Below are 21,516 nucleotides of genomic sequence, written 5' to 3' on the forward strand. Positions count from 1 at the left end.
GGGATGTCAGGCCGTGGCGACGGCGCCGGCACGGAAGGTGCTCTTGAGCAGGATGACGGACGCCGCGGCGACGAGGACGCCGGCCACGAGGGCGATCAGGAAGCCGCCGATGTTGCCCACCGCGAACAGCACGAAGATGCCGCCGTGGGGAGCCCGCAGCGTCACGTTCATCGCCTCGGCGAGGCCGCCGGTGACGGCGCTGCCGAGCATGATCGAGGGGATCACGCGCAGCGGGTCGGCCGCCGCGAACGGGATGGCGCCCTCGGTGATGAACGAGGCGCCCAGCAGCCACGCGGCCTTGCCGTTCTCGTGCTCGGCGGCCGTGAACAGCTTGGGTCGTACGACGGTGGCCAGCGCGAGCGCGATCGGCGGCACCATGCCCGCGAGCATGACGGCAGCCATCACCTTGAGCTGCGGGGCGTCGCCGGCCGCGGCCGCCGCCGTACCGATGCCCGCGGTGGCGAAGGCGTAGGCGACCTTGTTCAGCGGACCGCCCATGTCGAAGGCCATCATCAGGCCCAGGACGATGCCGAGGATGACCGAGGAGCCGCCGTTCATGCTGTTCAGGCCGTCGTTGAGGCCGTTCATCAGCGCGGCGACGGGCCGGCCGAGGAGCAGCAGCATCAGCAGGCCGGCGATGACGCTGGTGAGCAGCGGGATGACCAGCACCGGCATCAGGCCGCGGGCCCAGGTGGGCACCTTCCAGCGGGAGATCCACAGCGCAATGCCACCCGCGAGCGCCCCGCCGACGATGGCGCCGAGGAAGCCGGTCGCGGCCGCTCCCGTGCCGTCGTCCGCGGTGAATCCCGCGAGGTTGGTGGCCAGCGCGCCCATCACGAAGCCGGGTGCGAGGCCGGGCCGGTCGGCGATGGCGTAGGCGATGTAGCCGGCGAGCACCGGGATGAACAGCGCGAAAGCGGTCTTGCCGATGAAGAACAGCAGCACACCCAGGTAGAGCATGAACGGCGAGTTGAACAGCACGTGGTGCAGGCCGTACGCCGAGGGCGACGGCAGGTTCGACAGGGAGTGCTTGACCAGGATGTCGCCGGACACGAAGGCGCTGTCGTAGCCGCCGAACAGGAAGCCGAGGGCGATCAGCAGGCCACCCGCCGCGACGAACGGGATCATGTAGGAGACACCGGTCATCAGGACCCGGCGTACCTGCGAGCCCCAGGAGCCACCGCCGGTGTCGGCGGCCGCGGCCGCGTCGGCCGAGCCCTCGACCCGCGGCGCGTTCGGGTCGCCGGCGAGGCGCACCGCCTCGGCGATCATCGCGTCGCCGTCGTCGATCGGGCGCTTGACGCCGCTCTGGACGACCGGCTTGCCGGCGAACCGGGCGCGGTCGCGCACCCCGACGTCGACCGAGAAGATCACGGCACCGGCACGGGCGATCGTGTCGGCCGACAGCGGCGTGGATCCGGCCGAGCCCTGGGTCTCGACCGCGATCTCGACACCGGCGCGCGCGGCAGCGGCCTCGAGCGCCTCGGCGGCCATGTAGGTGTGCGCGATGCCGGTCGGGCACGCGGTGACGGCGACCAGCGAGGGCTTCCTCTCGGCGGCCACCGGCGCGGCCGGAGCCGGAGCGGCAGCAACGGCGGGCTGCTCCCCCACGACACCGTCGACCAGCGCCACGACCTCGGCCGGGGTCGAGGCCGACCGCAGCCCGTCGGTGAACTCGGCGCGCACCAGGGCCCGCGCCAGCTTGGTCAGGATCTTCAGGTGCGCGTCACCGCCGCCGTCCGGCGCCAGGATGCAGAAGACGAGCTCGGCCGCACCGTCCTTCGCCCCGAACTCGACGCCGGGCGCCAGCCGCGCGAACACGAGCGTCGGGACGCGGACGGCCGCGGAGCGGCAGTGCGGGATCGCGATGCCGCCCTTCATCCCGGTGGCCGACTTCGCCTCCCGCTCGAGCAGGTCGCGCTCCAGCTGCGCCTCGTCGCTCGCCCGCCCGGCGGCCACCGCCACGGCGGCCAGGGAGGCGATGACCGCCTCCTTCGTGCTCCCGAGATCGACGTCGAGCCGGACCAGGTCCGGGGTCATCAGTGCTTCCATGTCGCGCTTCCTCCATCGGAGTTGTCGGCCGGTACGTCGAGCCGGGTGACCCGGACCAGTTCGGTCCGGACGTCGTGGTGGGTGGGTGGGGTGGTGCCGGCGAGGCCCGCCGCCGCGGCGCCGTACGCGACGGCGGAGGCGAGCCGCTGCTCCGGCGTACCGCCGGAGAGATCGGCCGTCAGGTAGCCGAACAGGCTGGCGTCGCCGGCGCCGACGGTGCTGACGACCTTGATGGGCGGCGGGCTCGCGTGCCAGGCACCGGTGCGGTCGACCAGCACCGCGCCGGACGCGCCGAGGGTGGCCAGCACGACCTCGACGCCACGGTCGAGCAGCAGGCGGGCTGTGCGCGCGGTGGCCAGCGGGTCGCCCTCGAGGGTCGCCTCGTCGGTGCCGGTGACGGCCGCGAGCTCCTCGGCGTTCGGCTTGAGCAGCGTCGGCCCGGTGCGTACGTCGGCGGCGGCGACCGTGGCCTCCAGGGGCGCGTCGCTGGTGTCGACCGCGACCCGCGGGCCGAGGGCGCGCAGGCGGGCGGTGAGACCGGCGTACCAGTCCGCGGGCGCGCCCGGCGGCAGCGAGCCGGCGAGCACCACCCAGCCCGGGCGGCGCTCCTCCACGGCGGCGAGGGTGGCGTCGGTCAGCCGCTGCAGGTCCTCGGCGGTGACGGTGGCTCCGGAGGTGTTGACCTTCGTGGTGGTGCCGTCGGGCTCGGTGAGGGTCAGGTTGATCCGCAGCGGGCCGGCCGGCCGGACCGGGCGGCACTCCACGCCGAGCCCGCCGAGCTCGGCGACGAACGGGTCGTCGGCGGCGGCCGGGAACACCGCGAGGGTCGGTACGCCGGCGGCGACGCAGGCGCGCGAGATGTTGACGCCCTTGCCGCCGGGCTGGAACAGGACCGCCTCGGCGCGGTGGACCGCACCGCGCTCGAGCCGGCCGGGGAGCACCGCGGTGCGGTCGATGCTCGGGTTCGGGGTGACGGTGAGGATCATGCGACCACGACCTCGACGCCGGCACCCATCAACAGCTTGCGCTGGTTGCGCGCGAGGGCGTCGTCGGTCACGAGCGCGTCGACGTCCGCGAGCGTCGCGAACCGGACCGTGCTGTCCGCCCCGATCTTGGTCGAGTCGGCGAGCACGACGACCCGCTGCCCGGCGGCGACCAGCGCCTGCTTCGTCGCGGCCTCCTCGGGGTCGGGCGTCGAGAGACCGTGCGCGGCGGACACGCCGTTGGTGCCGACGAAGGCGACGTCGACGCGGAGGTCGGCGATCGCGGCGACGGTGGCGGGCCCGACGGCGGCATGGGTGGTCGGCCGCACCCGTCCCGGCAGCAGGTGCAGCTCGACGGAGGGGTGGGCGACCAGCCGCGCCGCGATCGGCACCGAGTGGGTGAACACGGTGAGCCGGTGCCCGGGCGGCAGGACCGCCGCGAGGCGCTCGGTGGTGGTGCCGGCGTCGATCAGGATGGACGCGCCCGCGGCCGGCAGCTGCGCGAGGGCCGCGCGGGCGATCCGGTCCTTCTCGGCGGCCTGCGCGGCGTCGCGCTCGCTGAGCGCGGACTCGATCGAGTTGAGCGTGCCGGCCGGCACCGCGCCGCCGTGCACCCGGCGCAGCAGCCCGGCGCCCTCGAGCGCCGACAGGTCGCGGCGCACGGTCTCGGTGGTGACGTCGTACTGCTGGGCGAGCTCGGCGACCGACAGCCGGCCGACGGCGCTGACCGCTCGCACCATCGCCTGCTGGCGTTCCTCGGCGTACATCAGTGTGGCCTCCGTCACGAATCTTTGTTTGTGTTGTTTTATGCCCGAATCTGTTGCTTGTCAAGGGATCCGGGGGTTACGTTGTGAGCATGGTCACCCACCTCCCAGGCACTCCGGTCGTCCCCGGCGTGGGCTACGGACCCGCGCTCGTCGCCTCCACCGAGGTCTCACCGGACGCCATCGCGCGCTTCCGCGCCTCGTCGGCCGGGAGCGATCCCGACACCGCGCTCCTCGCGTACGACGAGGCGGCGGCCGCCGTCGCCGACGGCCTGCGCGCCAAGGCGGACCGGGCCAGCGGCGCCGCCGCGGAGGTGCTCACCGCGAGCGCCGGCCTCGCCACGGACCGGGGCATGCGCACCGCCGTGCGCAAGGGCCTGCGCGCCGGGGAGGACCTGATCGGCGCCGTCGACGCGGCCACGGAGACGTTCGTGGAGACGTTCACCAAGCTCGGCGGCCTGATGGCCGAGCGGGTCACCGACCTGCGCGACATCCACGACCGGGTCGTGGCGCGGCTGGTGGGCGAGCCGGAGCCGGGCCCCGCGTCCCCCGATCGGCCGTCGGTGCTGGTGGCGATCGACCTCGCCCCCGCCGACACCGCCGGCCTGGACCCCGCCCTCGTGCTCGCGCTGGTGACCGAGGAGGGCGGCCCGACCAGCCACACCGCGATCATCGCCCGCCAGCTCGGCATCCCCTGCGTGGTGGGCGCGGCCGGCATCGTCGCGCGCGCCCCCGGCACCCACCTGCTCGTCGACGGCGCTCACGGCGTGGTCGAGGTCGACCCCGACCCGGCCGACGCCGGCAGCCGCGCCGACGCCGACCGTGCGGCCCGCACGGCGCTGGAGTCGTGGACCGGACCCGGTCGGACCGCCGACGGCACCGCGGTCGCGCTGATGGCCAACGTCGGGAACCCCGCGACGGCGGTCCAGGCGGCCACCGCCCCGGTCGACGGCGTCGGGCTGTTCCGCACCGAGCTGTGCTTCATGGACCGCGAGACCGAGCCCACCGTCGACGAGCAGGCCGACCTGTACGCCGAGGTCCTGGCCGCCTTCGCCGACGAGCACCAGCACGTCGTCGTGCGCACCCTCGACGCCGGCTCCGACAAGCCGATCGCCTACGCCACGCTGCCCGACGAGGCCAACCCGGCGCTCGGCGTACGGGGCCTGCGGCTGGCCGCATCCAACCCGAAGCTGCTGGCGAACCAGCTCGACGGCATCGCCCTGGCCGCGTCGCGCACCGGCGTCGACACCTGGGTGATGGCGCCGATGGTGGCGACCGTGGCGGAGGCCCGTGCGTTCGCGGGCGCCGTCCGCGAGCGCGGCCTGCGCGCGGGCGTGATGGTCGAGGTGCCGAGCGCCGCGCTGCTGGCCGACCGGATCCTGGCCGAGGTCGACTTCCTCTCCATCGGCACCAACGACCTGACCCAGTACGCCATGGCCGCGGACCGGATGTCGACCGCGCTGGCCGAGCTCACCGATCCGTGGCAGCCCGCGGTCCTGCGCCTGGTCGCCACCACGGCGAGCGCCGGGCGGGCCGCCGGGAAGCCGGTCGGCGTGTGCGGCGAGGCCGCCGCCGACCCGCTGCTGGCCTGCGTCCTGGTGGGCCTCGGCGTGACGTCGCTGTCGATGGCGGTCACCGCCGTGCGTGCCGTGGGCGCCCAGCTCGGCGGCGTCGCGGACGCGACGTGTGCCGCCATGGCCGAGGCCGCGCTGGCCGCCGCGAGCCCTCAGGAGGCCCGGGCGGCAGCGCGGGAGGTGCTCGAGGCGGCCCGATAGCGGCCGGCGTCAGTAGCTGAACGTCGTCGCCCCGGGGCCGATCCATCCCCACAGCTGGACCGTTCCCCCGAGCTCGGCGTTGGCGAGCAGGTCGCCCGCGTCGAGTCCCTTCGCGTCGAAGCAGATCGGGCACACCAGGAGCCTCCCGCCCGCGGCAGCGAACCGCTCGAGCAGCGACGGCAGTGGCGGGCACCCCTCGCACGCCGTACCGACCGCGACGCCGTCGAGCGCGATCCGGACCGCCTCCTTGGTCAGGAACATGACGGTCGGCCGGCCCGACTCCGCCGCGCCCACGGCCACGAGCAGCGCGACGGTCACCCTCTCCGCGTCCTCGAGTCCGGTCGTCAGGCTGATGGCGGCCTTCGCCCCACGGACGTCCACGTCCACGCTCATGGCGCGCTCACCGGGCTCACCGGGCTCACCGCGTGGAAGCCGGAGCAGATCAGGTCGACGGCGCTGATCCGGTCACCGGCCAGCGAGAGGTAGAGGTGCTGCTCGGCCTGACGCGGCTCGCCGTCGTCGACGACGACGCTGTAGGTGACCGAGGCCTTCTCGCCCGCCGGCTCGATCCCCGAGGAGACGACCGTGGCGCCGGTGCCGAACCACTGGCGGTAGCAGCCGACCAGGAGCTCCGGGCCGCCGTCCAGGGTGCGCGGCGGCAGCAGGGCCCGGAAGCGGGCATCGGGGGTCATCAGGCCGGCGAGGTCGTCGTACCGCTGCGCGGAGAAGGCCTCGAGGAAGCGGTCCGCGGTGGTGGTGAGGGTGTCCATGGACCGATCGTCCGGCGTACGCCGCCCACCCGCATCGGGCGAACACCGGATCTTCAGGAGGGCTCCACCAGGCCGTGGCTCATGGCGAACATGGTCACGGCCCCGCGCGTCGAGACCCCCGCCTTCGCGTAGACGTGCTCCACGTGGGTGCCGACGGTCCGGGCACTGATCCCCAGCTCGGCGGCGATCTGCTTGTTGGAGCGGCCGCGGGCCAGCAGGCCCAGCACCTCGAGCTCGCGGGCGGTCAACCCCGCCACTGAGGTACGCCGGCGCACGGCCCGCCCGGGACCTGCCAGCACCGCGGCGACGGCGTCGCCGTCCAACCGCCCGGCGCGTACGTCGGCGCGGAGCGCCGCGGCGCGATCCTCGACCGCGGGCCGGTGCGGCCGCTCCTCCCCCAGCGCCTGGTAGCGCTGCGCGGCCGCGAGGATGCGCGCCTCGGTGCCGAGCTCACGGGCGGTCAGGCCGTTGGGGTACCCGGACCCGTCGAGGCGCTCGCGGACCTGGCCGGCGAGCCGGCCGATCTCAGCCAGCACGGGCTGCCGGGCGAGCACCCGTCCGGTCAGGTAGGGCACGCTGCGCACGCGCTCGGCCTCGGCCGCGCTCAGGGCACCGGGACGGGCCCACGTGCCGCTGGAGACGCCCACGGCGCCGAGCCGGTGCAGCAGGCCCGCACGCCGCACGGCCGTCACGGCGGCGGCGTCGAGCCCGAGCGCCTCGGCGGCGAGCGCGGCCCGCTCCGCGACGGCGCGGGAGTGGCCCGTCCACCACGGCGACTTCAGGTCGGCGTAGTCGGCCACGATCCCGAGCAGCGAGTCGAGCTCGGCGTCCGGCACGATCCGGTCCAGGCGCGTGCACCGGCTCAGGACCTCCGACCACGGGTCCTCGACCGCGACGGCCGCGAGGACCTCGTCCGGCCGGGCGAGCACCAGGTCGACCAGCGCCGGGTCGAACTCGGTGCCGCGCCGCTCGCGCAGCATCTCCAGCGCGGCCTCGGACCCGCGCCGCCGGTGGAAGACCTCCAGGTCGTCGGCGATGTGCACGACCCGCATCACCGGCTCGATCCCCTCGCCGGCGGTCCGGTCCGGGTAGCCGTGACCGTCCCAGCGCTCGAAGGCCTGGCCGAGCGCACGGCGTACGGCCGGATCCACGCCCAGCCGCTCCGCGATGTCGCCGGTCGTCTGGCAGTGGGCCAGGAAGCCGCCCGAGACCTGGCGGGCACCGCGGGTCATGAAGCCGGCGACCGCGCCGACGCGGCCGAAGGCTCCCTCGCGCTCGGCGAGGTGGGAGACCATGAAGCGCATCATCGGCAGCCCGACCTTGTCGAGGTCGTAGCTGGCGGCGCGCAGGGCCAGGTCGTCGTCGTACCAGTGCGCCAGCTCGTGGGAGTCCGCCACGCAGCCGACCCACGCCATCAGGGAGACGTGGACGACCGAGCAGCGCTGCAGGTCGTCCCAGCCGGACAGCTCGGCGATCCGGTCAGCGAGAAGGGTCTGCCGCAGGACGTGCTCCTGCGGCAGACCCAATCCCAGATCCGTCGCCAGCGACAGGGAGGCCAGGAGCTCGGCGAGCCGAACCCCCGACAGGGCCGAGCCCTTAGTCGTCACTCTCCATGCCCTGGTCGGCGCGCGCCTTGCGCGCCGCGTCGCCGATCTCGAACAGCTCGGTGGCGAGGCCGCCGACGGTCCTGGCGACCTCCGTCACGGCGCCGACCACGATGTTGGTGACCTGGCCGACCGCGTGAGCGGCCGCCTCGACGCCGTCCTGGACCGCGTCCTTGCCGATCTCGGCACTGCTCAGATGATCGCGTCCGTCGCTCATGACGCCATCCTCCCGCGAGATCGGCTACGCCGCCAAGGAGTCGTCGGTCACGCGGTCGACCGGGGCGGCCGCCGGCGCACCACCGGGGAGCGCCAGCCGGCAGATCTTCTTCGCGACGCTCCACAGTTGCTTGCTCAGCCGGCCGGAGTTGTACTGCAGGCCGTAGCGCTCGCAGATCTCACGGACCTCGGCGTTGACCTCGGGGTAGCGACGCGCCGGGAGGTCGGGGAACAGGTGGTGCTCGATCTGGAAGGACAGGTTGCCGCTCATGATGTGGAACAGCTTGCCGCCGTCGATGTTCGCCGAGCCCAGCATCTGCCGCAGGTACCACTGGCCGCGGGTCTCGTTCTCGGTCTCCTCGACCGTGAACGTCTCCACGCCGGCCGGGAAGTGGCCGCAGAAGATGATGTTGAAGGTCCACAGGTTGCGGATGATGTTGGCAGTGAAGTTGCCCGCCAGGGTCAGCGGGAACAGCGGGCCGGTGAGCAGCGGGTAGAGGACGTAGTCCTTGAGCACCTGCTTGCGCATCTTCTTCAGGATCCGCGCGCCGATCTCCTTGTTCTCGGCCCAGGTACGCCGACCCGCGACCAGCTCGTCGACCTCGAGATCGTGCAGCGCGACGCCCCACTCGAAGAAGGTCATCAGCAGGAAGGCGTAGAGCGGGTTGCCCAGGTAGTAGGGGCGCCACTCCTGGTCGGTGTCCATGCGCAGGATCCCGTAGCCCACGTCGCGGTCCTTGCCCACGATGTTGGTGTAGGTGTGGTGCATGTAGTTGTGGCCGTACTTCCAGTTCTCGGCCGGCGCCATGGTGTCCCAGTCGAACATCCGGCTGTTCAGGTGCGGGTCGCCCATCCAGTCGTACTGGCCGTGCATCACGTTGTGGCCGATCTCCATGTTGTCGATGATCTTGGAGATCGACAGGCAGGCGACGGCGGGCAGCCAGCCCACGACAGGCAGGTAGAACAGGGCACGGCCGGCGACCTCGAAGCGACGCTGCGCCTTCACGATCTTGCGGATGTACGCCGCGTCCTCCTCGCCCAGGTCGCTGATCACGCGCTGCCGGATCGCGTCCAGCTCGGCGCCGAAGGCGTCCAGCTGGGCCATGGTCAGGCCGTGGTAGAGGGTCTCGTCGGTCGTGGCGGGGGTGGTGGTCGTGGTCATCACAATCTCCTAGAGGTCGATGTGGCAGTCGCCGGCAGCGGTGGAGACGCAGAGCCGGATGTCTTCGTCGGGCAGCGAGGACTCCTCGCCGGTGAGGACGTTGCGGACCGAGCCGCTGGTCTTGGTGCGGGTGCAGGAGAAGCAGATGCCCATCCGGCAGCCCGACTCCGGGTTGAGGCCGAGGGCCTCGGCCTGCTCCAGCAGGCTCGCGCCGTCGTTCTCGACGGTGCGGCCGCTGTGGGTGAAGGTGATCTCGCCGGTGGCGGTCTCCCCCGGCTTGGCCGCGCGCAGCACGGCCGGCTTGAAGAACTCGGTGCGCAGCTTCGGCGAGACCTCGCCGTCGGTCGTGTAGGCCTCAGTGACGAGCTCGACGAGCCCGGCCGGACCGCACAGGTAGGTGTCGGTGGTGCGGTACGCCGGCACGATCCGCCGCAGCCCGAAGTCGCTGAACAGGTCGCCGTGGTGCAGGTGGACCTCGACGCCGTTGTCGGCGGCGGCGATCTGCGCGAGCTCGTCGGCGAAGATCTGGTCCTCGGCGCTGCGGGCGTAGTGGACGAAGGTGACCTTGCGGCCGGCGTGCCCGTCGTACCCGTCGCGCAGCAGGGTCCGGACCATCGACATCGCCGGGGTGATGCCGGAGCCGCCGGTGATGAACAGCAGGTGGTTGTTGGTCGGCGTCGCGGGCGACTCGTCGAGGGTGAACTCGCCCTGCGCCTGGCTCAGGTGCAGGATGTCGCCGACCTGCGCGCCGTCCACGAGGTACGACGACAGCTGGCCCTCGGCGTTGGAGCGGATCGTCAGCGTGATGGTCTCGCCGGGCAGCGAGGCGGCCGAGGAGATCGTGAAGGCGCGGGTGACGCGCTTGGAGCTGCCGGGCAGCTCGGCGCCGACCAGCACGTGCTGGCCGGCCCGGTGGCCGCGCCAGGTGCGCGTCGGGAGCAGGGTCAGGGTGGCGACGGGCGCGCCGGCGGTGTCGGTCTCGCGGTGGATCGACTCGATCCGGGCACGCACGTCGTGCGCGGCCCACATCGGGTTGAACTGGGCGAGGTAGGTGTCGACGCTGTGCGGCGAGGCCAGGGCGGCGGCGAGGCGCGAGCGCGCCAGGCGCGAGCCGACCCGGGCCACTGGTTCGGTGAGGACCGACATCGCGGTCTCCTCTCGGTCGAAAGTTTGGGTGTACATCCGTACACCCAAAGACTCTCCCGAGCGGCCATCCCCGGTCAACCGCGACACACGGTGATGGTGCACACATGTACACCGACTATGATCAGGGGGTGAGTGAGACCGGATCCCGCGCCGAGCGCAAGGAGCGCACGCGCCAGGCGATCCTCGAGGCGACCCTCCAGCTGTGCACGGAGGTCCCCCTCGCGGCGCTCTCGCTGCGCCAGGTCGCCAAGCAGGTCGGCATCGTCCCGACCGCCTTCTACCGGCACTACGACTCCATCGAGGACCTCGGCCTGGCCCTGGTCGACGACTCCTTCGCCAGTCTGCGGGCGATGCTGCGCGATCTGCGCACCAACACCGACCCGGCCTTCGGCAACCTGATCGACAGCTCGCTGGCCACGATGGCCGACCACGTCCGCAAGCAGCACGACCACTTCGCGTTCATCGTGCGCGAGCGCTTCGCCGGCCCACCCGCCGTCCGGGAGGCCATCGGCACCAACCTGACCCGCTTCGTCGACGAGCTCGCCACCGACCTCGCCCGGATGCCCGCCGTGCAGCCGTGGTCCACCGACGACCTGCGCACGCTCTCCGACCTGATCGTCACGACCTTCGTCGCTGCCGCCGAGCGGCTGATCGCCACCGCCCCCGGCTCGTCGGCGGAGCGCGCGGTCGCCGAGCAGGCACGCATCCAGGTGCGGATGCTGATCATCGGTGCGCGGCAGTGGGACTCGTCACGCTGACGCCGGCTGGACCCGCGGCCACCGCGACAGGACCATGAGTCCGTGCCGACCCTGCAGAGCCTCACCACCCTCACCAGCCAGGCCGTCCGCAACGCCTGGGCGATCTCGCCGCTCGGCGACGGCATCGAGAGGTACGACGGCCTCGCCACCACCACGGTCTACGACCTCCCCCACCGCCACCTGATGCGGTACGCCGCCCCCGATGCGGCCCCGGACGCTGCGCCGGGCACGCGTCCGGTGCTGCTGGTCCCGCCGCTGGCCGTCTCGATCCGCTGCTACGACCTGCGCCCGGGCCAGAGCCTGGCCGCGCACCTGGTGGGGAGCGGCAGGGCGACGTACGTCATCGACTACGGGGAGATCGGCTTCGCCGACCGCGCCATGGGCTTCGAGGACTGGATCGACGACATCCTGCCCACGGCGATCGACGCGGTCTCCCTGGCCCACGGCAACGGCGAGGTCGACGTGGTCGGCTGGTCGCTGGGCGGCACGATGAGCCTGCTCACCGCCGCGTCGCACCCCGAGCTGCCGATCGCGTCGATCACCGCCTTCGGCACCCCGATCGAGTACTCGCTGAACCCGGCGACCAAGCCGTTCGCGATGCTCGACAAGCACCTCGGCACCTGGCTCACCACCCTCCCGACCGCCGCGATGGGCGGAGTGCCGAAGCAGGTGGTGCGCACCTCCTACCGCGCGATGGCGCCCAAGCGGGAGCTCACCAAGGCCGTCTTCCTGGCCAAGAACATCCTCGACGTCGAGGCACTCAGCCGCACCGAGGCGGTCGACGACTTCATCGGCTCGATGCCCGGCTACCCCGGCCGGGCCTACCACCAGATCCACAGCCGTCTGATGACCCGCAACGAGCTCGCCACCGGCCGCGTCGAGCTCAGCCGTGAGCGCGTCGTGGAGCTGTCGCGCATCGACACCCGGGTGCTGTTCATCGGCTCCACCACCGACAACATCGGCCCCGGCCCGTCGGTCCGGGCCGGCGTCGGGGTCGTTCCGGGGGCGACGTACGCCGCTGCCGACGGCCTGTCCCACCTCGGTCTGATCGCGGGCGTCACCGCGCCCCAGGTCAGCTGGCCGCTGCTGGACGAGTTCCTCGCCCGCTGAGGCACAGCAGAAGGAGGCCGGACCCATCGGGTCCGGCCTCCTTCGCGTTCGGGTCAGTGGCCCTGCGGAGCGCCCTCGACCTGGGCCGGACGGGCCGGCAGCAGCAGCGCCATCACCACGACGATCAGCCCGAGGGCGGCCGAGGTGAGCAGCGCCGCCTCGAAGCCCCCGACGAAGGAGTCGGCCGGGGAGTGCCCGGAGTGGGTGAGGCTGGTGGCGCGGTTGCTCTGGATCACCAGCAGCAGCGCAGCACCGATCGCACCGGAGACCTGCTGCAGCGTGCCCAGCAGGGAGCTGCCGTGGGAGTACAGCTGCTGCGGAAGGTCGCCCAGGCCCAGCGAGAAGACCGGGGTGAAGATCGCTGCCAGGCAGGACATCAGGACCACGTGGATCGGGATGATCAGCCAGAACGAGGTGCCCGTGCCGATCTGGCTGAGCAGCAGCAGCATGGCGACCATGCCGATCGCGCCGGGGATGACCAGCGGGCGGGAGCCGAGACGGTCGAAGACCTTGCCGACCCGCGGCCCGAGCAGACCCATGGCCAGGCCGCCCGGCATCACGACCAGGCCGCTCTGCAGAGCGCTGAGGCCGCGCAGGTTCTGCAGGTAGCCGGGCAGCAGGATCATCGAGCCGAAGAAGCCCAGGAACGCCGCGGCCATCAGGATCAGCGACTTGGCGTAGGTCGGGTGCTTCAGCGTGCGCAGGTCCAGCAGCGGCGTGCCGGAGCGCTGCAGGCGCAGCTGGTTGAGGACGAACAGGGTCACCAGGACCACGCCGACCGCGATGATGCCCGTCGGCTCGGTCCAGTTCGCGTGGCCGACCTTGTTCAGGCCGTAGACCAGGCTGCCGAAGCCGAGCGCGGCGAGGACGACGCTGATCCAGCTCACCGAGGACTTCTTCGGCTCGCCGATGTTCTCCAGCAGTCGGTAGCCGGAGAAGCCGACGACGGCCGCGATCGGCAGGACCACCACGAAGATCATCCGCCAGTTGCCGGTCTGCAGCACCAGGCCGGAGACGGCCGGGCCCATGGCGGGCGCCACGGACATCGCCAGGGTCACCTGGCCCATCACCCGCCCGCGGTCCTGGGGCAGGACGACGGTCATCAGCGTGGTCATCAGCAGCGGCATCATCACCGCGGTGCCGCTGGCCTGGATGACCCGGCCCGCGAGCAGGAACCCGAAGGTCGGGGCCGCGGCGGCCACGACGGTGCCGGTCGTGAAGGCGATCATCGCCGAGGCGTACGCCGTGCGGGTGCTCACCCGCTGCAGGAACCAGCCCGTGAGCGGGATCAGCGCGGCCATGGTCAGCATGAACACCGTCGTCACCCAGCCGGCGCTGGCGAGGGTGATGTCGAAGTGGTCGGCCAGCTTCGGGATCGCGTTGACGGTGATCGTCTCGTTCAGGATCACCACGAACGTGGACGCGACGAGCAGCTTGATCACCAGCGGGGTCTTCCCGCTGGCGAGCTCTGCCTCGAGCTCGGCGTCGTACTCCTCGAAGGCCTTGGGGGCGAGGTCGTCTGCCTCGGTGGGCGCAGTCATGTCAGGTCCTCAGGTCGTGGGCGAGCGGAATGCGTTCACCAGGTCTACGAACGGGCCCAACGCATTTCGACATGCCCATGCTTCCCGAGACCACCGACATCGGGCGAATTCTTTAGCGCGTGAGCACGATCTTCCCGAAGACGTCGCCGGCGGCCATCGCCGCGAACCCGTCGCGCGCCTGCTCCATGGGAAGCGTGCGGTCGATGAGCGGCCGCACGCCGGTGGCGTCCAGCATGGTCACCAGCGAGGCCAGCTCGTCCCGGGTGCCCATGGTCGATCCGATGACGCTGAGCTGCAGGAAGAAGATGTTGGTGAGCAGGGCGTCGTCGAGGTTCGGCCCGGACGTCGTACCGCTGATGACGAGCTTGCCGCCCGGCCGCAGCGACCGGATCGAGTGCGCCCAGGTGGCGCGGCCGACGGTCTCCATGACCGCGTCGACCTTGGCCGGCAGCCGCTCCCCCGAGCCGTAGACCTCGTGCGCGCCGATCTCGAGCGCCCGCGCCCGCTTGGCCTCGTCACGGCTGGTGGCGAGCACCTTGAGGCCTCCGGCTCGCGCCAGGGTGATCAGCGCCGTGGCCACGCCGCCGCCCGCGCCCTGCACGAGCACGGTGTCGCCGGCCTTGAGCCCGCCCTGGGTGAAGAGCATCCGGTACGCCGTCAGCCAGGCCGTCGGCAGACAGGCGGCCTCCTCGAAGGACATCGACGACGGCTTCGGGACCACGTTGCGCCGCGGCACGACCACCTTGTCGGCGAACGTCCCCTGGTAGCGCTCGGAGAGCAGCGAGCGCCTCGGGTCGAAGGTCTCGTCGCCGCTCCACGCGGGATCGGACACGACGGCGTGGACGACGACCTCGTTGCCGTCCTCGTCGTACCCCGCCGCGTCGCAGCCCAGGATCATCGGCAGCGCCTCGGCCTTGAGGCCGACGCCGCGCAGCGACCACAGGTCGTGGTGGTTCAGCGAGGCCGCCTTGACCGTGACCGTGGTCCAGCCGTCGGGCGCGACCGGGTCGGGACGCTCCCCGATCACCAGCCCGTCGAGCGGGTTGTCGGTGCTGAACGACTCTGCGTAGACGGCGAACATGACGCCCACGCTATCGAGCCGCGATCAGGCGCGTGCGACCCCGTCGGCCCGCGCCGCCGCGGCCACCGCGGCCGCCACGGCCGGACCCACCCGCGGGTCGAAGGGCGTGGGGATGATCATGTCCTCGGCCAGCGCGTCGCCGACCAGCTCGGCGAGGGCGTTCGCGGCAGCGACCTTCATGTTCTCGGTGATCGCCGTGGCGTTGACGTCGAAGGCGCCGCGGAAGATTCCCGGGAAGGCCAGCACGTTGTTGATCTGGTTCGGGAAGTCCGAGCGCCCGGTGGCGACGATGCGCGCGTACTTGTGCGCGACGTCGGGGTGCACCTCGGGCGTCGGGTTGGCCATCGCGAAGATGATCGCGTCGTCGGCCATCGTGGCCACGATCTCCTCGGGGATCGTGCCGCCGGAGACGCCGATGTAGACGTCAGCGCCGGCGAAGGCGTCGGCGAGGGTCCCGGAGCGGCCGTGCACGTCCGCGGTGATGGCGGCGAGGTCGCGCTTGACCGGGGTCAGGTCGGTCCGCGCGGAGCTCACGACGCCCTTGCGGTCGGTCACGACCATGTCCTTGATTCCCGCGGCGAGCAGGATCTTGGCGATCGCGACACCGGCCGCGCCCGCACCGGAGATCACGACGCGGGTCGACTCGGGCGTACGGCCGGTCAGGCGCAGCGCGTTGGTCAGCGCGGCCAGGCTGACCACGGCGGTGCCGTGCTGGTCGTCGTGGAAGACCGGGATGTCGAGGCGCTCCTTGAGCCGGTCCTCGATCTCGAAGCAGCGCGGGGCGGAGATGTCCTCGAGGTTGATGCCGCCGAAGCTCGGCGCCAGCCGCGCGACCGTCTCGATGATCTCCTCGGTGTCGGTGGTGTCCAGGCAGATCGGGATGCCGTCGACGCCGCCGAACTGCTTGAACAGGACGGCCTTGCCCTCCATCACCGGCATCGCCGCGGCGGGACCGATGTCGCCGAGGCCGAGGACGGCGGTGCCGTCGGTGACGATGGCGACCGTGTTCGGGACCCAGGTGTAGTAGCGGGTCAGCGACGGGTCCTCCGCGATCGCGGTGCACACGTCGGCCACTCCCGGGGTGTAGGCCAGCGACAGCTGCTCACGGGTTCCGACCTCGGCCGTGGCTACCGTCGCGAGCTTCCCCCCGACATGGAGGTCGAAGACCGGATCACCGGCACGCGGGTGTGAGGTAGGAACTGCGTCAGCCACAAGGGGTGAGTCTCCCACACCGCTCCGCCCCGGTCGGGCGGTCTCATGATGAGCCCGGTCACAGCAGGCGCGGACGGGGCCACACCCGGGCCAGGGCGACGGCCAGTACGTCGGCATCGGGGATCTCGCCCCAGTACCGGGAGTCGACCGAGCCCGGAGCCACCTCGTCGGAGGCGTCGCCCCGCACCCACCACCCGTGCCGACGCCGCTCGACGGCCCGCTTCACCGCGACCACGCCGTCGGCGTACCTGACCACGAGGACGCGCCCGGGCGCCGGCGTGGCGCCGTACCGCACGAGCAGGCGATCGCCCTCCCGCAGCGTCGGCTGCATGGACGGGCCGCGCACGAGCGCGAAGCCGAGCGCCCGACCCCCCGTTGCCCCACTCCTCACGCCGAGTAGTGTCGCAGTGAACGACACTCCCCTTGTGTCCCCACGACCGACTGAGAGGATCCGCATGTTCCAGCGACTCTTCGCCCCGACCATCGAGGTCTCTGCGCACTGCGACCTGCCGTGCGGCGTCTACGACCCCGCCCAGGCGCGCATCGAGGCCGAGTCCGTCCGCGCCGTCATCGCCAAGGCGCTCGACAGCGACGACCCCGACTTCCGCACCCGCGCCATCATCATCAAGGAGCAGCGCTCCAACCTGGTGAAGGAGCACCTGTGGGTGCTGTGGACCGACTACTTCAAGCCGCCGCACTTCGAGAAGTACCCGCAGCTGCACACGCTGGTCAACGAGGCCACCAAGCTGGCCGGCGCTGCCGGCACCAAGGGCACCCTCGACCTCGAGGTCGCCGACCAGCTCCTGGCCAAGATCGAGGAGATCTCCACGATCTTCTGGGAGACCAAGAAGGCCTGAGCACCCGCTCCTCCGGGACCGCGTCCACCGCTGTGCGGTGGGCGCGGTCCTGCTTTTGCTCAGGTACGACGCGGCGCGGACCGATCGGGAGGGCCCATGTCCCATCCGGAGGGAGACACCCCGCGATGCATCGCGTCCTGATCAAGATCCTGGTGAGCCTCGCGCTCGCCGCCGGCCTCACCCTCACGGCGGGCCCGGGCAGCGCCCAGGCCGCCACCACCCCGGCCGCCTGCGCGAACCAGCAGGCCTGGGTCAACAGCGCCCGGCACGACCTCGCGCGGGCCGAGCGGGCGCTGCGCAGGACGCAGCACGCGCACCACCAGGCGCACCGCGCGGACAAGGTCGCGGCGGCCAAGCGGCACGTCGCCCACGCCAAGGAGCGGCTGGCCGACGCCCGCGAGTCCCGTGACGCCTGCAAGCGCGATCAGGACGCCGCTCCGACGGTGACCGCAGCCAGCCCCGTGCAGTCGCTGTGCGACGCAGGCCTCCCGCAGGCGATCTGCGACGCCCTGGCGACCGCCGCCTTCAGCATCCCGAGCGACCTGAGCATCGGCCAGCTGTGCGCCCAGGTGCCCGGCGCGCAGGCGCTCTGCGACGCCGTCATCGGCGCGGCGGACGGGCTGGACACCTCCGCCCTCCAGAGCGTGCTCACCCAGGTCCTGGACGGGCTCGGCCTCACCGACCTGCTCACCACCATCGGGCTCGGCGACCTGACCAACCTGCTCGACCAGCTGATCTGAGGACGTACGACGGCCGCACCCCTCCACGCGGGTGCGGTCGTTGTCGTAGGCTCGTACCAGCGGAGCTCTCAACCCCAGACCGTGGAGGACCCGATGCCCGAGACCAGCAGCGCGACCATCGACGGAACACAGGCGGCCGACGACGCGCGGGTCGAGCTGCGGGTGCCGGCCAGCGGTGCCTACGTCTCCGTCCTCCGCACCCTCACCGCAGGTCTCGCCGCACGCCTCGACTTCACCCTCGACGACATCGAGGACCTCCGCATCGCCGTGAGCGAGGCCGTCGCGATGGTGCTCGACCAGGCCGACATCGGTAGCGAGCTCGTCTGCCGCTTCGACCTGCACCCCTCGCAGCTCGCCCTGACCATCACCGCTCCCGCCGAGGCCCCCGAGGCGCCCGACTACGAGAGCTTCGGCTGGCAGGTGCTGGCCACGCTGACCTCCGAGGCCGACATCGTCTCGGTGGCGGGGAGCTACTCGGTGCGGCTGGTGGCGACCTCCACGCTCGAGACCGCGGTGGCCTGACCGACGACATGGCCATCACCTCTCGGGAAGGCGATCTGCCCACGGGCACGATCGACGAGACCAAACGACGCAGCGCTGCCCTGTTCGCGCAGCTGCGCGACCCGGAGTGCCCGGAGAGCGAGCGCGGCGAGCACCGCACCTCGCTGGTCCACCTGCACATGCCGCTGGTCGAGCACTGCGCCCGCCGGTTCCGCAACCGCGGCGAGCCGATGGAGGACCTGGTCCAGGTCGGCACGATCGGGCTGATCAAGGCCGTGGACCGCTTCGACCTCGAGCGCGGCGTGGAGTTCTCGACGTACGCGACGCCGACGATCCTGGGCGAGATCAAGCGCTACTTCCGCGACAAGGGGTGGGCGATCCGCGTCCCGCGCCGGCTGCAGGAGCTGCGGATGCAGATCGGCGGCACGACCGCCGAGCTGACCCAGAAGCTGGGGCGCTCCCCCACCGCCGCCGAGCTCGCCACCGCGATCGGCTGCTCGGTCGAGGAGATCATCGAGGGCCTGGAGTCCAGCAACGCCTACTCCACGCTGAGCCTGGACGCCGGCGACGACTCCGACGACGGCGGCCCGAGCATGCTGGACGCGATCGGCATCGAGGACGAGGCCCTGGACCAGGTCGAGGTCCGTGCCTCGGTACGGCCGCTGCTCGAGGGGCTTCCCCCACGCGAGAAGAAGATCCTCATGCTGCGCTTCTTCAAGAACATGACCCAGTCCCAGATCGCCGCCGAGATCGGCGTCTCGCAGATGCACGTGTCCCGGCTGCTGACCCGGACCCTCGCCCAGCTGCGTCAGTCGCTGGAGTCCGAGGAGTCCTGACGGCCCCGGCTCCCCTCGAGCGCCTCGATGCTCGCCGGATGGATGATGCCGGCCAGCGCGATCGCTCCCACGACCCCGATCGCGATCGCGTCCAGCGGGTGGTGCCGCAGACCCCACGCCAGGCCCAGCATGATCAGCTGGGTGATCAGCGCCAGGCCGCGGGGCCAGGTGACCAGGCGGCGCAGGGCCAGCCCCCCGATGACCAGTGCGACGCCGTACGCACCGAAGCACCCGGCCATCGCCACGGCCAGCGACGCGCGGCCCGAGGAGATGTCGGCCAGCTCGAACACGGCCCCGATGATGAGGCCGACACCCTCCATGGTCGTGAGCGCGGAGGCGACGACGAGGGGCGGCGGGGCGGTCGGACGGGGCTCGGGCACCGGGCCACTCTAGAGAAGCCGAAACTTGCTTGTGACATAACCGACCGGGCGTAACCCTTGATTCCAGACCGTTTCCTTGGAAACCTTGTGGGGCGATCGTGAAACCGTTCACTTTTGCGGTTTCACGTGTGCCCGGACATCGACGGGCACGATCAGCTAGAAAGAGGAAATCTCCACCCATGGATTGGCGACACCGTTCCGCATGCCTCGACGAGGATCCGGAGCTGTTCTTCCCGATCGGCAACACCGGCCCCGCCATCCTCCAGATCGAGGAGGCGAAGCAGGTCTGCCGACGCTGTGACGTGCGCGAGCAGTGTCTGGCGTGGGCCCTCGAGGCTGGGCAGGACCACGGTGTCTGGGGTGGCCTGAGCGAGGACGAGCGCCGCGCCCTCAAGCGCCGCAACGCTCGAGCGAGGGTGCGCACCACAGTTTGATGGCGCGAGCTCGTCGCCGCTGATCGGCGCCTTGCTTGGCCTGCGTAGGTCCAGCCTTTGGTCTGCCGGCAAGACATCTGCCGCTCAATCCAGCGGCAGGGTGACCTCGGCGAGTGTGCCGCCGCTGGGTGCGTTCACGATCGTGAGCGAGCCGCGGAGCTCGGACTCGACCAGCGTGCGCACGATCGAGAGCCCCAGGCTGCTGGTGGTGTCCAGGTCGAAGCCGGCCGGGAGCCCGGCCCCGTCGTCGGAGACCCGGATCAGCAGCTGGGTCTCGGTGCGCTCGGCCCCGAGGACGACCACGCCCTCGTCGCCGGCCTCGTAGCCGTGCTCGGCAGCGTTCTGCATCAGCTCCATCACGACCATGGCGACCGCGGTGGCCCGCTCGGAGTCGAGTACGCCGAAGCGCCCCTCCCGTCGCACCCCGACCCGGGCCACGGCCGCCCCGACGTCGGTCACCAGCCGCGCCAGCCGGTCGGCGATCTCGTCGAGGTCGACCGTCTCCTCGACGGCATGGCTGAGCGTCTCGTGCACGATGGCGATCGAGCCGACGCGGCGTACCGCCTCCTCCAGGGCCGTCGCGGCCTCCCCCGGTCCGATCCGGCGCGCCTGCAGCCGCAGCAGCGCGGCGACGGTCTGCAGGTTGTTCTTCACCCGGTGGTGGATCTCGCGGATCGTGGCGTCCTTGGTGACCAGCTCGCGGTCGCGGCGGCGCAGGTCGGTGACGTCGCGGACCAGGATCAGCCCGCCCACGTGCTCCTCCCCCGAGCGCAGCGGGATCGACCGCACGATGAGCACGGCCCCCTCGCCGGCGCCGGCCGGTCCCGGCGTACCGAGCTCGAGGTCGCGTGAGGCGCGGGCACCGAGGACGGCGCTGAGGGTCTCCTCATCGGGGCGCCAGCGCGCCGGGACCAGGTCGCGGGTCAGGTCGGCCAGCACGTGGCCGGCGAGGTCGTCGGTCAGCCCGAGCTTGCGGTAGACCGAGAGTGCGTTGGGGCTGGCGTAGACGACCCGGCCGGCGGCGTCCACGCGCAGGAAGCCGTCCCCGACCCGCGGGGAGTCGGCGTGGTCGCTGCGCTGCCCCGCGGCGGGGAAGGTCCCGGCCGCGATCATCTTGCTCAGGTCGCCCGCGGTCTGCAGGTAGCTCAGCTCGAGCCGGCTGGGGGTGCGGATGCCGAGCAGGTTGGTGGTACGGCTGACGACCGCGATGACCCGCCCGTCGCGGCGCACGGGGACCGCCTCGACCCGCACCGGCACGTCGTCGCGCCACTCGGGGTCGCCCTCGCGCATGATCCGGCCCAGCTCGTACGCCGCGTCGACGAGCGGGCGCCGCCCGGGCGGCAGCGAGGTGCCCACGATGTCGTCGACGTACGCCGTCGGGCCGGTCGTCGGGCGCACCTGCGCGCCGACCCAGAACCCCTCCCCGCGCCGGTCCGGCAGCCAGAGCACCAGGTCGGCGAAGGACAGGTCGGCGATGATCTGCCAGTCGGCCAGCAGCAGCTGCAGCCACGCCACGTCGGCATCGCCGAGGGCGGTGTGGCGCCGCGCGATGGCTGGCAGGGTCGGCACGTGGGCGACCTTAGGCCATCAGGCA

23 protein-coding genes are annotated in these 21,516 nt (G+C 72.1%); 8 read left to right on the top strand and 15 right to left on the bottom strand.

Going from position 1 to position 21,516, the window contains the following annotated elements:
- Positions 1 to 6: 6 nt before the first annotated feature.
- The 3 genes from ACYU8V_RS11005 to ACYU8V_RS11015 are packed head-to-tail and all read right to left on the bottom strand — an operon-like array spanning position 7 to position 3,802.
- Positions 7 to 2,052, bottom strand: coding sequence for a PTS fructose transporter subunit IIABC (locus tag ACYU8V_RS11005; protein WP_460847334.1), 2,046 nt, complete (start codon positions 2,050 to 2,052; stop codon positions 7 to 9).
- Positions 2,040 to 3,038: a 1-phosphofructokinase family hexose kinase gene (locus tag ACYU8V_RS11010; protein ID WP_460847336.1), complete on the bottom strand. Its 999-nt coding sequence runs from the start codon at positions 3,036 to 3,038 to the stop codon at positions 2,040 to 2,042. Before ACYU8V_RS11010 ends, ACYU8V_RS11005 begins: the two co-directional genes overlap by 13 nt.
- Entirely contained in the window at positions 3,035 to 3,802 is a 768-nt protein-coding gene (locus tag ACYU8V_RS11015) for a DeoR/GlpR family DNA-binding transcription regulator (RefSeq protein WP_460847456.1), read from the bottom strand. The genes ACYU8V_RS11010 and ACYU8V_RS11015 overlap by 4 nt, the downstream gene beginning before the upstream one ends.
- A gap of 89 nt (positions 3,803 to 3,891) precedes the next feature.
- On the opposite strand from ACYU8V_RS11015, the gene ptsP reads away from it, so the two are divergent.
- Positions 3,892 to 5,574 (top strand): phosphoenolpyruvate--protein phosphotransferase, encoded by a 1,683-nt coding sequence (gene ptsP / locus ACYU8V_RS11020; protein ID WP_460847337.1) that lies wholly within the window; start codon positions 3,892 to 3,894, stop codon positions 5,572 to 5,574.
- A 9-nt stretch (positions 5,575 to 5,583) separates the two neighbouring features.
- Here ptsP and ACYU8V_RS11025 read toward each other — a convergent pair whose 3' ends face one another.
- The 6 genes from ACYU8V_RS11025 to ACYU8V_RS11050 all read right to left on the bottom strand — a co-directional run bounded on the left by ACYU8V_RS11025 (position 5,584) and on the right by ACYU8V_RS11050 (position 10,472).
- Positions 5,584 to 5,967: a DsrE family protein gene (locus ACYU8V_RS11025; RefSeq protein WP_460847338.1), complete on the bottom strand. Its 384-nt coding sequence runs from the start codon at positions 5,965 to 5,967 to the stop codon at positions 5,584 to 5,586.
- Positions 5,964 to 6,344 (bottom strand): hypothetical protein, encoded by a 381-nt coding sequence (locus ACYU8V_RS11030; RefSeq protein ID WP_460847339.1) that lies wholly within the window; start codon positions 6,342 to 6,344, stop codon positions 5,964 to 5,966. The genes ACYU8V_RS11025 and ACYU8V_RS11030 overlap by 4 nt, the downstream gene beginning before the upstream one ends.
- Before the next feature lie 53 nt (positions 6,345 to 6,397).
- The gene (locus ACYU8V_RS11035; RefSeq protein ID WP_460847340.1) at positions 6,398 to 7,870 is read right to left on the bottom strand and encodes an HD domain-containing phosphohydrolase; all 1,473 of its coding nucleotides are present in this window, start codon (positions 7,868 to 7,870) and stop codon (positions 6,398 to 6,400) included.
- A gap of 70 nt (positions 7,871 to 7,940) precedes the next feature.
- Positions 7,941 to 8,165: a hypothetical protein gene (locus ACYU8V_RS11040; protein ID WP_460847342.1), complete on the bottom strand. Its 225-nt coding sequence runs from the start codon at positions 8,163 to 8,165 to the stop codon at positions 7,941 to 7,943.
- 24 nt (positions 8,166 to 8,189) lie between these two features.
- The gene (locus tag ACYU8V_RS11045) at positions 8,190 to 9,326 is read right to left on the bottom strand and encodes a fatty acid desaturase family protein (protein WP_460847343.1); all 1,137 of its coding nucleotides are present in this window, start codon (positions 9,324 to 9,326) and stop codon (positions 8,190 to 8,192) included.
- Positions 9,327 to 9,335: 9 nt separating this feature from the next.
- Positions 9,336 to 10,472, bottom strand: coding sequence for a ferredoxin reductase (locus ACYU8V_RS11050; RefSeq protein WP_460847344.1), 1,137 nt, complete (start codon positions 10,470 to 10,472; stop codon positions 9,336 to 9,338).
- A 128-nt stretch (positions 10,473 to 10,600) separates the two neighbouring features.
- Between ACYU8V_RS11050 and ACYU8V_RS11055 the strand changes: the two genes are divergently transcribed.
- Both ACYU8V_RS11055 and ACYU8V_RS11060 read left to right on the top strand, forming a co-directional pair.
- Entirely contained in the window at positions 10,601 to 11,230 is a 630-nt protein-coding gene (locus tag ACYU8V_RS11055) for a TetR family transcriptional regulator (RefSeq protein ID WP_460847346.1), read from the top strand.
- A gap of 42 nt (positions 11,231 to 11,272) precedes the next feature.
- Entirely contained in the window at positions 11,273 to 12,340 is a 1,068-nt protein-coding gene (locus ACYU8V_RS11060; protein ID WP_460847347.1) for an alpha/beta fold hydrolase, read from the top strand.
- A 53-nt stretch (positions 12,341 to 12,393) separates the two neighbouring features.
- Here ACYU8V_RS11060 and ACYU8V_RS11065 read toward each other — a convergent pair whose 3' ends face one another.
- The 4 genes from ACYU8V_RS11065 to ACYU8V_RS11080 all read right to left on the bottom strand — a co-directional run bounded on the left by ACYU8V_RS11065 (position 12,394) and on the right by ACYU8V_RS11080 (position 16,565).
- Entirely contained in the window at positions 12,394 to 13,881 is a 1,488-nt protein-coding gene (locus ACYU8V_RS11065) for an MDR family MFS transporter (protein ID WP_460847349.1), read from the bottom strand.
- Between the two features lie 112 nt (positions 13,882 to 13,993).
- Positions 13,994 to 14,962 carry a zinc-binding dehydrogenase gene (locus tag ACYU8V_RS11070; RefSeq protein WP_460847351.1) on the bottom strand — a complete coding sequence of 323 codons (969 nt, stop codon included), beginning with the start codon at positions 14,960 to 14,962 and terminating at the stop codon, positions 13,994 to 13,996.
- 24 nt (positions 14,963 to 14,986) lie between these two features.
- On the bottom strand, positions 14,987 to 16,174 hold the full coding sequence (locus ACYU8V_RS11075) for an NAD(P)-dependent malic enzyme (protein ID WP_460847353.1): 1,188 nt from the start codon (positions 16,172 to 16,174) through the stop codon (positions 14,987 to 14,989).
- A gap of 58 nt (positions 16,175 to 16,232) precedes the next feature.
- Positions 16,233 to 16,565, bottom strand: a complete 333-nt coding sequence (locus tag ACYU8V_RS11080; protein ID WP_460847355.1) for a S24/S26 family peptidase — start codon at positions 16,563 to 16,565, stop codon at positions 16,233 to 16,235.
- 64 nt (positions 16,566 to 16,629) lie between these two features.
- Between ACYU8V_RS11080 and sodN the strand changes: the two genes are divergently transcribed.
- The 4 genes from sodN to ACYU8V_RS11100 all read left to right on the top strand — a co-directional run bounded on the left by sodN (position 16,630) and on the right by ACYU8V_RS11100 (position 19,108).
- Positions 16,630 to 17,031 (top strand): superoxide dismutase, Ni, encoded by a 402-nt coding sequence (sodN, locus tag ACYU8V_RS11085; protein WP_460847357.1) that lies wholly within the window; start codon positions 16,630 to 16,632, stop codon positions 17,029 to 17,031.
- Positions 17,032 to 17,156: 125 nt separating this feature from the next.
- The gene (locus tag ACYU8V_RS11090; RefSeq protein ID WP_460847359.1) at positions 17,157 to 17,771 is read left to right on the top strand and encodes a hypothetical protein; all 615 of its coding nucleotides are present in this window, start codon (positions 17,157 to 17,159) and stop codon (positions 17,769 to 17,771) included.
- Between the two features lie 93 nt (positions 17,772 to 17,864).
- Positions 17,865 to 18,293 carry an ATP-binding protein gene (locus ACYU8V_RS11095; RefSeq protein ID WP_460847361.1) on the top strand — a complete coding sequence of 143 codons (429 nt, stop codon included), beginning with the start codon at positions 17,865 to 17,867 and terminating at the stop codon, positions 18,291 to 18,293.
- A gap of 8 nt (positions 18,294 to 18,301) precedes the next feature.
- Positions 18,302 to 19,108, top strand: a complete 807-nt coding sequence (locus tag ACYU8V_RS11100) for an RNA polymerase sigma factor SigF (RefSeq protein WP_460847362.1) — start codon at positions 18,302 to 18,304, stop codon at positions 19,106 to 19,108.
- Here ACYU8V_RS11100 and ACYU8V_RS11105 read toward each other — a convergent pair.
- On the bottom strand, positions 19,081 to 19,488 hold the full coding sequence (locus ACYU8V_RS11105; RefSeq protein WP_460847363.1) for a hypothetical protein: 408 nt from the start codon (positions 19,486 to 19,488) through the stop codon (positions 19,081 to 19,083). The genes ACYU8V_RS11100 and ACYU8V_RS11105 overlap by 28 nt on opposite strands.
- Before the next feature lie 179 nt (positions 19,489 to 19,667).
- Here ACYU8V_RS11105 and ACYU8V_RS11110 point away from each other — a divergent pair, with 179 nt between their 5' ends.
- Positions 19,668 to 19,922: a WhiB family transcriptional regulator gene (locus tag ACYU8V_RS11110; RefSeq protein ID WP_460847365.1), complete on the top strand. Its 255-nt coding sequence runs from the start codon at positions 19,668 to 19,670 to the stop codon at positions 19,920 to 19,922.
- Between the two features lie 84 nt (positions 19,923 to 20,006).
- Here ACYU8V_RS11110 and ACYU8V_RS11115 read toward each other — a convergent pair whose 3' ends face one another.
- Positions 20,007 to 21,491, bottom strand: coding sequence for a histidine kinase N-terminal domain-containing protein (locus ACYU8V_RS11115; protein ID WP_460847367.1), 1,485 nt, complete (start codon positions 21,489 to 21,491; stop codon positions 20,007 to 20,009).
- Positions 21,492 to 21,516: the final 25 nt, after the last annotated feature.

Source organism: Nocardioides ultimimeridianus, from assembly GCF_054777895.1.